The 10,688-nt window shown below is 73.7% G+C and carries 9 protein-coding genes; 3 read left to right on the top strand and 6 right to left on the bottom strand.

Annotation, left to right across the window (positions count from 1 at the left end; translation table 11 throughout):
* Positions 1-105: 105 nt before the first annotated feature.
* The gene (pgi, locus tag AC2CHG_RS26725) at positions 106-1,740 is read right to left on the bottom strand and encodes a glucose-6-phosphate isomerase (protein WP_262011838.1); all 1,635 of its coding nucleotides are present in this window, start codon (positions 1,738-1,740) and stop codon (positions 106-108) included.
* Positions 1,741-1,987: 247 nt separating this feature from the next.
* Here pgi and AC2CHG_RS26720 point away from each other — a divergent pair, with 247 nt between their 5' ends.
* The 3 genes from AC2CHG_RS26720 (at position 1,988) to AC2CHG_RS26710 (ending at position 5,826) form a co-directional block, all read left to right on the top strand.
* Positions 1,988-3,925, top strand: coding sequence for an ABC transporter ATP-binding protein (locus tag AC2CHG_RS26720; protein ID WP_262011837.1), 1,938 nt, complete (start codon positions 1,988-1,990; stop codon positions 3,923-3,925).
* 77 nt (positions 3,926-4,002) lie between these two features.
* Positions 4,003-5,052 (top strand): aldo/keto reductase, encoded by a 1,050-nt coding sequence (locus AC2CHG_RS26715; RefSeq protein WP_463839458.1) that lies wholly within the window; start codon positions 4,003-4,005, stop codon positions 5,050-5,052.
* A 231-nt stretch (positions 5,053-5,283) separates the two neighbouring features.
* Positions 5,284-5,826 (top strand): RNA 2'-phosphotransferase, encoded by a 543-nt coding sequence (locus tag AC2CHG_RS26710; RefSeq protein WP_262011835.1) that lies wholly within the window; start codon positions 5,284-5,286, stop codon positions 5,824-5,826.
* Between the two features lie 7 nt (positions 5,827-5,833).
* On the opposite strand, the gene AC2CHG_RS26705 is transcribed toward AC2CHG_RS26710, so the two are convergent.
* The 5 genes from AC2CHG_RS26705 to AC2CHG_RS26685 all read right to left on the bottom strand — a co-directional run.
* On the bottom strand, positions 5,834-7,117 hold the full coding sequence (locus AC2CHG_RS26705; protein WP_484525832.1) for a sulfite oxidase: 1,284 nt from the start codon (positions 7,115-7,117) through the stop codon (positions 5,834-5,836).
* Between the two features lie 82 nt (positions 7,118-7,199).
* Entirely contained in the window at positions 7,200-7,838 is a 639-nt protein-coding gene (locus tag AC2CHG_RS26700; protein WP_262011833.1) for a hypothetical protein, read from the bottom strand.
* Positions 7,835-9,241 carry a selenium-binding family protein gene (locus AC2CHG_RS26695; protein WP_262011832.1) on the bottom strand — a complete coding sequence of 469 codons (1,407 nt, stop codon included), beginning with the start codon at positions 9,239-9,241 and terminating at the stop codon, positions 7,835-7,837. The genes AC2CHG_RS26700 and AC2CHG_RS26695 overlap by 4 nt, the downstream gene beginning before the upstream one ends.
* A gap of 16 nt (positions 9,242-9,257) precedes the next feature.
* Positions 9,258-9,983: an ABC transporter ATP-binding protein gene (locus AC2CHG_RS26690; RefSeq protein WP_262011831.1), complete on the bottom strand. Its 726-nt coding sequence runs from the start codon at positions 9,981-9,983 to the stop codon at positions 9,258-9,260.
* Positions 9,956-10,688, bottom strand: a 733-nt coding sequence (locus AC2CHG_RS26685) for an ABC transporter permease (protein ID WP_484525831.1), incomplete at its 5' end; no start/stop codon positions are given. The genes AC2CHG_RS26690 and AC2CHG_RS26685, both read right to left, overlap by 28 nt.

Raw genomic sequence — 10,688 nt, 5'->3', positions numbered from 1 at the left:
GGCCGGCGACGCGGCGCTGACCCGGCTGCGCGCCGCGCACGCCGACCTGCTGCGCCGCTGACCCGTGGCGTCCCGCCGGTGTACGCGGGACGCCACGGCGTGCGGTCAGCTCCGGCCGCGCTCGGCCCGGTAGCGGCGGATCAGCTCGGCGGTCGAGGTGTCCACGTCGGCCAGGTCCGGGTCCGGCCCGGTGAGCTTCGGCGCGAGCTGGTTGGCCATCACCTTGCCCAGCTCCACACCCCACTGGTCGAAGGCGTTGATGTCCCAGATCGCGGCCTCGGTGAACGTGATGTGCTCGTAGAGCGCGATCAGCTGGCCCAGCGTCGCCGGGGTGAGCTTCGGCGCCAGGATCGAGGTGGTCGGGTGGTTGCCCGCCATCACCCGGTGCGCCACCACCTCGGGCGCGGTGCCCTCGGCCTCCACCTGCTCCCGGGTCCGCCCGAACGCCAGCGCGGCGGTCTGGGCGAAGAAATTCGACATGAACAGGTCGTGCATGTCGCCCAGGTCGTGGTTGGGCCGGCTGAACGCGATGAAGTCCGCCGGGATCAGCCGGGTGCCCTGGTGGATGAGCTGATAGAAGGCGTGCTGCCCGTTGGTGCCCGGCTCGCCCCAGAAGATCTCCCCGGTCGGGTACGTCACCGGCGAGCCGTCGACGCGTACCGACTTGCCGTTGCTCTCCATGGTGAGCTGCTGGAGGTAGGCGGGGAACCGGTGCAGGTACTGCGAGTAGGGCAGCACCGCGTGGGTCTCCGCGCCGAGGAAGTCGGTGTACCAGACGTTGAGCAGGCCGAGCAGCGCCGGCACGTTGCGCTCCACCGGTGCGGACCGGAAGTGCTCGTCGACCGCGTGGTAGCCGGCCAGCATCTCGCGGAACCGGTCCGGCCCGATCGCCAGCATCACCGACAGGCCGACCGCGGACGGCAGCGAGTAGCGCCCGCCCACCCAGTCCCAGAAGCCGAACATGTTCTCCGGGTCGATGCCGAAGTCGCGGACCCGCTGCTCGTTGGTGCTCACCGCGACGAAGTGCCGGGCCACCGCGTCGTCGTCCGCGTCCAGCCCGGCGAGCAGCCAGCGCCGCGCCTGGTCGGCGTTGGCGAGCGTCTCCTGGGTGGAGAACGTCTTCGAGACCACGACGAACAGCGTGCTCGCCGGGTCCAGGTCGGCCGTCTTGTCGTGGATGTCGGTCGGGTCGATGTTCGACACGAACCGGCAGCCGATGCCCGCGTCCCGGTACGCCTTCAGCGCCTCGTACGCCATCACCGGCCCGAGGTCCGACCCGCCGATGCCGATGTTCACCACTGTGGTGATCCGCTCGCCGGTGTGGCCCCGCCACGAGCCGGAGCGCACGCGCTGCGCGAACGCCGACATGCGGTCCAGCACGGCGTGCACGTCGGCGACCACGTCCTGGCCGTCCACGGTGAGTGACGCGTCGGCCGGCAGGCGCAGCGCGGTGTGCAGCACGGCCCGGTCCTCGGTGACGTTGATGTGCCGTCCGGCGAACATGGCCGCGATCCGGTCGGTCAGGCCGACCCGCTCGGCGAGCGCGCCGAGCAGCGCGATCGTCTCGTCGGTGACGAGGTTCTTGCTGTAGTCCACGTGCAGGTCGGCGACCTCACCGGTGAGCCGCTCACCCCGCTGCCCGTCGGCGGCGAACAGGTCGCGCAGGTGCGTGGCGCGCATCGCCTCGGCGTGCTTGCGCAGCGCCTGCCATTCGTCGGTGGTGGTGACGTCCACAGCCATCGGGTCGATCTTCTCCTTCACGACGGGCGGTCGGCCGGCGCGCGCCGGCGAACCCCACAAGCCTGCCACCCGGACCGGTCGCGCGCGACGCGACCCGGCGGCGATCACCGTGCGGGCGGGTGTCTAGGGCCACCGCTGCGGGACACGCCGTTGGGACATCTGTACGACACGCCGGTTACTGAATGACATCCTTCGATAGCGGACCGTAGTATCCAGCGTTGCTGTCCGAACGCGTCGAGGAGGTGCCATGGCCGGGGTGATCCGTCCTCGTCCGGCGTCCGACCCGGAGGAGCCGGCCGGGGAGACGACCCTGCCCGAGCTCGTCGATCCGCACTGGATGCACCGGGCCACCGAACTGGCCCACACCGGCTTCTGGTCGGTGGCGCGCCGGCTGCCCACACTGATCCGCGAGGCGATCAGTCTCGCCTGGGCCACCAGCCGGCGGGACACCGCCGCCTCGCTGGGCCTCAACGTCGCCGCCGGTGTGCTCACCACGCTGGGCCTGCTCGCCACCACCGGGGTGCTCCACCAGCTGTTCGCGGCCGGCCCGACACCGGACCGGATCCGGGCGGCGCTGCCCGCCCTGGCGCTGGCGGCTGCCGCCGTCGCCGGGCGCGGCGCGCTGACCATCGCCGCCGGATGGGCGCAGGCCCGGCTCGTACCGCAGATCAACTTCACGGTGGAGCGGCGGCTGTTCGAGACGACGTCCGCCGTGGAACTGGCGGCCTTCGACGACGCCGGCTTCGCCGAGGAGATGGACCGCGCCCGCGACCGTGGACTGGCCGAGGCGGGCTCCCTGGTCAACGACACGGTCAACCTGGTCACCGGCGTGGTCGGCGTGATCGCCACGGCTACCGCCGTGACGATCATCCACCCGCTGCTGCTGCCCTGCCTGGTGGTCGCCGCCGCGCCGGAGGCGGTGACGGCGGTGCGGATGGCCCGCCGTCAGCACGTCGACTGGCTCGCCCGGATCACCCGGCGGCGACGCAAGTGGATGCTGGGCGACCTGATGGCCAACCGGCACACCGCGGCCGAGATCCGCGCCTACCAGATGCGCGACTTCCTGCTATCGGAATACCACCTCGTGACGCGCCTGGAGACGCGCGCCGAGCTGCGCCTGGCCCGGGCGCAGACGGTCACCCGGGCGATCGGCCTGTCCATCACGGGCATCGCCACGTTCGGGCTCTACGTGGTGCTGGGCGCGTTGCTGGTGGGCGGCGTGGTGGCGCTCGCGGCGGCGGCCACCGCGCTGCTCGCGCTCCAGGCCGCGCGTACGAGCCTGCGCACCGCGATCTTCGCCACCAACTCGCTCTACGAGGACGCTCTCTACTACCAGGACTACCGCGACTTCCTCGACCGGGCGGCACGGCGGATCCCGGCCGGCGGGCACCTGCCCGTCGACGGGTTCACGCGGATCGACGTCGACCGGGTCAGCCTGCGCTACCCGGACACCGACAGTGCGGCGGTCGACGAGGTCAGCCTCACGTTCCGGCGCGGCGAGGTGATCGCGCTGGTGGGGGAGAACGGCTCCGGCAAGACCACGCTCGCCAAGCTGATCGCCGGCCTCTACCGGCCCACCGGCGGCACGATCCGCTGGGACGGCGTGGACACCGCCGAGCTGGATCCACGCCAGACCGCCGCCCAGGTCGCGGTGATGAGCCAGGACTGGTGGAAGTTCCCGTTCACCGCCCGGCAGAACATCCGCGTCGGCCGCCACGACCGCGCCGACGGCCCCGGACCGAGCGTGGAGACCGCCGCCCGTGACGCCGCCGCGCACGACATGATCAGCGAGCTGCCGTTCGGGTACGACACGCTGCTGGACCGGCAGTTCAAGGACGGCCAGGACCTGTCCGGCGGGCAGTGGCAGCGGCTGGTGGCCGCACGCGGCCTCTACCGCGACGCCCGGCTGCTGATCTGCGACGAGCCGTCCGCCGCGCTCGACGCGCGTGCCGAGCACGCCCTCTTCCAGCATCTGCGGCGGCACCCGGACCGGGCCGTCGTGCTGATCACCCACCGGCTCGCGAACGTCCGGCACGCCGACCGGATCTTCGTGATGGACCACGGCCGGCTCGTGCAGTCAGGCGACCACGACACGCTGATGGCGCAGGGCGGGCTCTACCGCGAGCTGTTCGAGTTGCAGGCGGCCGGCTACCTCGCCGGCAGCGCGGAACCCGCCGACGGTTGACCTCCAGCGCACTCGAACTCCTACCGTGACCGGACCGCGCGCCACCCGGCCGGCGCGGTGCAACCCAGGGAGTTCACATGCGCTATCGCGTCCTCGGCGGCACCGGCATCGAGGTCAGCGTCCACTGCCTCGGCACCATGATGTTCGGCGCGGTCGGCAACCCCGACCACGACGACTGCGCCCGGATCGTCCACGCGGCACTCGACCGTGGGATCAACTTCGTCGACACCGCCGACATGTACTCGGCCGGCGAGTCGGAGGAGATCGTCGGCAAGGCCCTGCGCGGCCGCCGCGACGACGTGGTGCTCGCCACGAAGGTCCACTTCCCGATGGGGGAGGGGCCCAACCGGGGCGGCAACTCGCGACGCTGGATCGTCCGTGCGGTCGAGGACAGCCTGCGCCGGCTGGGCACCGACTGGATCGACCTCTACCAGGTGCACCGCCCGGACCACACCACCGACGTCGAGGAGACGCTCGCCGCGCTCACCGACCTGGTCCGGGCCGGGAAGATCCGTGCGTTCGGCTGCTCGACCTTCCCGGCCGAGGAGATCGTGGAGGCGCACCACGTCGCCGAACGGCGTGCGCTCGCCCGGTTCCGCACCGAGCAGCCGCCGTACTCGATCCTGGCGCGCGGCATCGAGACGTCGGTGCTGCCGGTCTGCCGCCGCTACCGGATGGGTGTGCTGGTGTGGAGCCCGCTGGCCTCCGGGTTCCTGTCCGGCCGGTACCGGCAGGGGCGGCCCGTCGACCTCGGCGCGGGCCGCCCGGCACTCACCCCGGCCCGGTTCGACCCGGCGCTACCCGGCAACACCGCCAAGTACGCCGCCGTGGAGGACCTGGTCGCGCTCGCCGGCGAGGTGGGCTGCACACTGCCGCAGCTCGCTGTGGCGTTCACCGCCGTGCACCCGGCGGTCACCTCGACCATCATCGGGCCGCGCACGATGGACCAGTTGGACGCGCTGCTGGCCGGGGCGGAGCTGACGCTCGACGACGCGGTGCTGGACCGCATCGACGAAATCGTCCCGCCGGGCACGAACCTCTACCAGCCCGACGGCGCCTGGTCCCCGCCGACCCTGACCGACCCGTCCCACCGCCGCCGCCCCCTCCCCGAGCGGGCCGCCGCCTGACCCCCGCTCCTCCCGCCAACCCCCGTCTCCGCCCTCAGCCCTCAGCCCGTCGATCATGGAGTTCCGGCCCCGGCAGACAGCGCGAACCGGACACTCGAGGGGCGCAAACCGCAAGATCGGCGAGGTGAGGCGAGGCGGGGTGGGGCGGGGCGAGGTGGGGCGGGGCGGGGCGGGGTGGGGCGGGTGGGGAACTGCGTCGACACGGGACGGGGGCGGCTCCACACTGGGCCTGTGGAACATCGGGAACTTGTTCGGGTGAGCAAGCGGCTGTCGCTGGCGTTGCGGCACCGGCCCGACGCGTACGGGCTGCGACTCGACCGGGCCGGCTGGGTGCCGGTGGCCGACGTGCTCGCCGGGCTGAGGATCAGCCGCGCCCAGCTGGACGCCGTGGTCGCGGGTAACGACAAGCAGCGCTTCGCCGTGGAGGCCGGCCCGGACGGGGCCGACCGGATCCGCGCCAACCAGGGCCACTCCGTCCCGGTCGACCTCGGTCTGACTCCGGCCGCGCCGCCGCCCCGGTTGTTCCACGGCACCGGCGAGGCAGTGCTGGACGCGATCCGGGCGCAGGGGCTGCGCCGGGGCGGGCGGCACCACGTACACCTGTCGCCTGATGTGGCGACGGCCCGGCGCGTCGGCGCGCGCCGGGGCGGCGCGGTGGTGGTGCTGACCGTGGACGCGGCGGCGATGGCCGAGGCCGGGCACCTGTTCTACCGCTCGGCGAACGGGGTGTGGCTCACCGACACCGTGCCGCCGCCCTACCTCGGCACCACCTGAGCGGCGGTCAGCAGGCGGTCACCGGGTGGGCCACCACGGCGTCGAACAGGTACGCGAGGTCGTTCGGCGCGGCCCGGTCGGGCTGGACGGCGCCGGTGCAGTCGGTGGCGCGGGCGCGCAGCACGTGCCGGCCCGCGCCCGGCGGACGCCACCGGACGGTCCAGCGCTGCCAGGCGCCGCCCCGGTCGGCGGCGACCAGGTCGGCCGGGCGCCACCCGTCGCCGGTGTCCACCTCGACGTGCGCGATCGGGCCGTTGCCGGACCAGGAGCGGCCGGTCAGCAGCATCTCCTCGCCGGCCGGCACCCGGGCGTCCCAGGGCAGCTCGAACGCGCTGCGGACCGGCTGGGCGGTGAGGACGGTGCCGTCGGCCGGGTGGCCGGGGCCGAACATCCGGTAGAACTGCGTGTTCCACGGCGAGAACAGGGCAGTGGTGGAGACCTCGATCGCGCCGACCCACTTGATCGAGGAGATACCGACCCAACCGGGCACCACGACGCGTACCGGGAAGCCGTGGTCGGGGGGCAGCGGCTCGCCGTTCATCTCGTACGCCAGCAGCACGTCGTCGAGCGCCTTCGCGACCGGCATCGGTCGGCGTACCCGGCCGAGGTTGACCCCGCCGGAGACGTAGTCCGGGTCGAGTCCCTCGGGCATCACGTCGACCGCCTCGTCGCGCAGCCCGGCCAGGCGCAGCACCGTGCCGAGCCGCACGCCCCGCCACCGGGCCACGCCGACGCTGCCCAGCCCCCACGCCACGCCCGGGGCGGGCTCGTCCTGCTGCTCGGCGAAGTAGCGCCGCCCGTTGCCGGCGCACTCCAGCAGCGCCGCGTGCTCCTCGGCGGGGAGCCGGCGCAGCTCGTCGAGGTCGAACTCGACCGGCTTGTCGCGGGTCGGCGCGCCGCGCAGGCCGTCGCCGAACAGGCGCAGCCGCCAGGTGGCCGCGTCCAGGTACGGAGTGACGGTGTGGTTGCGGACGAAGAATCGGTCGGTCGGGACCACGTACCCCTGGCCGGCCATCGACGGCCAGCGCATCTCGGCGTTGGTGTCCAGCGGGCGCAGCAGCTCCGGCGGCAGCGGCTTGACGATCGGCGCGCCGGGGTCGACGCCGACCGGCGCGGACGCCACCGCGACCGGCTCGCGTTCCGCAGCGGCGGCGGTCACCGCGGCCATCGCCGCGCCCACCTTCAGCAGCCGGTCGTGGTCGACGCCCGGCCCGTGTGCCTGCCCGGCGAGCCACTGCCGGCTCCGGTCGGCGTCGTGGACGGCTTCGGCGGGGGACGGGGAGTGACTCACTGCTGACCTCCGGGGTAGGCGACGCTGCCTTTCCTATTCAATCAGTAGGACTTTTCGTCGATCCGTCGCAGGTGGTGGCGACTCACGCCGCAGCGATCAGCGTCACCACCCCGGCCGCCACGAGCACACCGGCCCAGAGCCGGTCGACGTTGAACCAGGCCCGGCGCAGCACACCGACGCCGAGCACCTCGTACACCAGCAGGGCCACCACCAGCGCGACGGCGAGCATGGCGACGGTGTGCACGGCGGCGGCGAGCAGGCCGGTCAGCGCGCCGGCCGGCGCGGCGGCGAGGTGCCCGGCGTGCGGCCCGGCACCGGCCGCCGGTTCGGCGAGCAGCACCGGCAGCAGCATCAGGCCTGCGCCGTGCGCCGCCGACATCAGGAACGACCAGGCGGTGAGCTGCGCCGCCGACAGCCGCATGCCGGCCCACCGGAAGTGCCGCTCGGACAGCAGCCGCCACAGCCCGAACCCGACCAGCAGCACCCCGCCGGCCACCGCGACCAGCGTGCTCGCCGTCACCGACCGGGTGGCGCTCACCAGTGCGGCGACCACCGCCACCGACGCCAGGTGCCCGGCCGCGATCGGCGGCAGGGCCGCCAGCAGCGCGGCCCGGCGACGCTCCTGCAGGCCCCGGGCCACCGCGAACAGCCATCCCATCGCCGGGTTCAGGCCGTGGAACGCGCCGAGGCCGGCCAGCGCCGCCCAGGTCGCGCCGGTCACGGGAAGCAGTACGAGTCGGACGAGGCGTCGCCGCCCTGCAACCGGGTCTGGTGCACGCGCAGGCCGCGGAACTCCTCGCCGCGCGGGAAGAACCGCGGGTCCGGCACGAGGCCGCCGGTCGCCGGGTCGACGTCGAGCTTCGCCACCCAGGCGCCCACGCCGTCGGGGTAGAACTGGTCGTCCCAGGCGCCGTAGAGCGAGTTGCTGACGTAGACGCGGCGGCCGTCGCGGCTGATCTCGACCATCTGCGGGCCGCCGGCCAGCGGCTCGTCCGGGTACGCCGGGTGCGGGGTGCGGTTGACGATGCCGCCCAGGCGCACCGAGCCGACGCGTACCGGGTGGAACGGGTCGCTGACGTCGTAGCGGATCAGTTCGCCGGTACCCCAGCAGGAGACGTGCAGGAACCTGTCGTCCACCGACAGGTCGATGTCGGTGACCAGCGGCGGCACCGCCCCGAACGGCTTGAGCAGGTCCGGCAGGTCGGCCGGGTCGGCCGGTTCGGCCGGGATGTCGATCACCTTGGTCACCGCCCAGGTGTCGCCGTCGCGGTGCCACAGCCAGATCGAGGCGGACAGGTCCTCGACGCTGATCACCACGCCGACGAAGCCGTACGACTTCGTCGGGTCGTGCGCGGGGCGCAGCTCCAGCGGCATCTGGTACTGGTCGCCGAGGTCGACGCGCTGCACGTGCCGGCGCCTCGCCAGGTCCCAGAAGTGGATCGCGTGCCCGTACCTGCGGCCGAGCAGCAGCTCACCGACGATGCCGTCCTCGATCATCGACGGCGTGCCCCACTCGCTGGTGACAAGCACGTCCTGGGTGTAGTGCCACCAGAAGTCGTACGCCAGGAACTGCGGCCCCCGGTCGGCCTCCCACGCGCCGCGTACCTCGAAGGTGGTGTGGTCGAGCACGGCGATGCCGCCGGGCCCCTCCTGCCCGTCCGCGCCGCCGAGCGCGGAGACGTAGATGCCGTCCGGCCCGCAGTGCACGGTGTGCGGGCGGGAGTACCCGGCACGCTCGCCCAGTTCCTTCGCCTCGATCACCTTGACCAGGCTCGGCCGGCGCGGGTCGGGCTTGGTGTCCAGCACGTGGATCCGGGACGAGCGCAGGCCCGGCACGATCAGGTAGCGGCGTTCCACGTGCGGGTGCGGCGCGGTCGGGCAGAGCGCGCTGCTGCACGCGTTCCAGCCGAAGTGGTGCAGCTCGTCGCCGGTGTTCGGCAGCTCGGTCCAGCCCACCACCCGGCCGTACGAGCCGGAGTCCGGGTCGGTGTCGAGGACCGCGATGGCGTCGGGGCGCTGCCCGGCGCGGTCGAACGCGGCGACGTACGCGAGTTTCTCGGCCGGCGCGGTGGCGGCGAGCGCGGGGGAGGGGTAGAAGGTCGGGTCGGGGGTCCAGCGGGTCATCGGTTCTCCCTCGCGGTCAGCCGGCGGGTACGCCGAGGCGGTCGAGCAGGTGGCGGCGCAACGCGCCGAGGGCCGGGTCGTCGGGGCTCGGGGACGGGCCGAGGCGTACCGGCACCTCCTCGGCGATCACGCCGTCGTCGAGCAGCAGGACGCGGTCGGCCAGCAGCAGCGCCTCCTCCACGTCGTGGGTGACGAGCAGCGCGGCGAAGCCGTGCTGGGCGCGCAGCCGCCGCAGCAGCCCCTGCATGCGCAGCCGGGTCAGCGCGTCCAGCGCGCCGAACGGCTCGTCCAGCAGCAGCAGGTCCGGTTCGCGGACCAGCGCGCGGGCCACCGCGACGCGCTGCGCCTGCCCGCCGGACAGTTCGGCCGGCCAGGCCCGGCCCCGGTCGGCGAGCCCCACCTCGGCCAGTGCGCGGCCGACCCGGTCGCCCACGTCCGGCCCGGTCAGGCCGAGCGCCACGTTGTTCGCCACCCGCTTCCACGGCAGCAGCCGGTGCTCCTGGAACACGACCGCGGCGGTGCCGTGCACCGCGTGCTCGCCGCCCGCGTCGCCGTCGAGCCCGGCCAGCACCCGCAGCAGCGTGCTCTTGCCGGATCCGCTGCCGCCGAGCAGCGCCACCGTCTCCCCGGCGCCGATGGTCAGGTCCACCCCGGCCAGCACCACCGCCGGGCCGAACGCCCGGGTCACCGCGTGTGCGGTGAGCACCGGCCCGGTCAGGTCGCGCGCAGTCCGCGTCGCCACGCCAGCGTCCTCCTCTCCGCGTACCGGATGAGCAGGTCGGAGGCCAGCCCCAGCAGCGCGTAGACGAGCAGGCCGAGCACCACCACGTCGGTCTGGCTGAACTCGCGCGCCTCCATCATCAGGAAGCCGACGCCGGTCTGCGCGTTCACCTGCTCGCCGACGACCAGGCTGAGCCAGGCCGCGCCGATGGCCAGCCGCAGCCCGAGGAACAGCGACGGCAGCGCGCCGGGCAGCACCACGTGCCGCAGCCGGGCCGCCGCGCCGAGACCGCAGGTACGCGCCGCCTCCACCAGCCGCTCGTCGATGTCGCGGATGCCGGCGTACGTGTTGAAGTAGATCGGGAAGAACGCGCCGAGCGCGACCAGCGTGACCTTCAGCGACTCGCCGATGCCGACCCAGATGATCAGCAGCGGGACCAGGCCCAGGTGCGGCAGCATCCGGGCCATCTGCACCGGCGGGTCGACCAGGTCGTCGCCGAGGCGCAGCAGCCCGGCCGCCGCGCCGAGCACCAGCGCCAGGCCGCCGCCGATGAGCAGGCCGAGCGCGGCGCGGGTGAGCGAGTCGAGCAGGTGCACGCCGAGTGTCCCGTCGCTCGCCAGCCGCCACCCGGTCGCGAGCACCGCGCTGGGCGCGGGCAACTTCTCCGCGGCGAGCAGCCCGGTCCGCGCGGCGGCCTCCCAGGCGAGTACCAGCACGACCGGGCTC

The organism is Micromonospora sp. ATLC20 (assembly GCF_057196585.1).
Note: the sequence above shows the minus strand (reverse complement) of the source record. Positions and strands in the feature narration are given on the sequence as shown.

What these genes read in the sequence shown, in the direction of transcription:
- pgi (WP_262011838.1), bottom strand. Translation starts at nt 1,740, where the DNA reads ATGGCTGTGGACGTCACCACCACCGACGAATGGCAGGCGCTGCGCAAG.
- AC2CHG_RS26720 (WP_262011837.1), top strand. Translation starts at nt 1,988, where the DNA reads ATGGCCGGGGTGATCCGTCCTCGTCCGGCGTCCGACCCGGAGGAGCCG.
- AC2CHG_RS26715 (WP_463839458.1), top strand. Translation starts at nt 4,003, where the DNA reads ATGCGCTATCGCGTCCTCGGCGGCACCGGCATCGAGGTCAGCGTCCAC.
- AC2CHG_RS26695 (WP_262011832.1), bottom strand. Translation starts at nt 9,241, where the DNA reads ATGACCCGCTGGACCCCCGACCCGACCTTCTACCCCTCCCCCGCGCTC.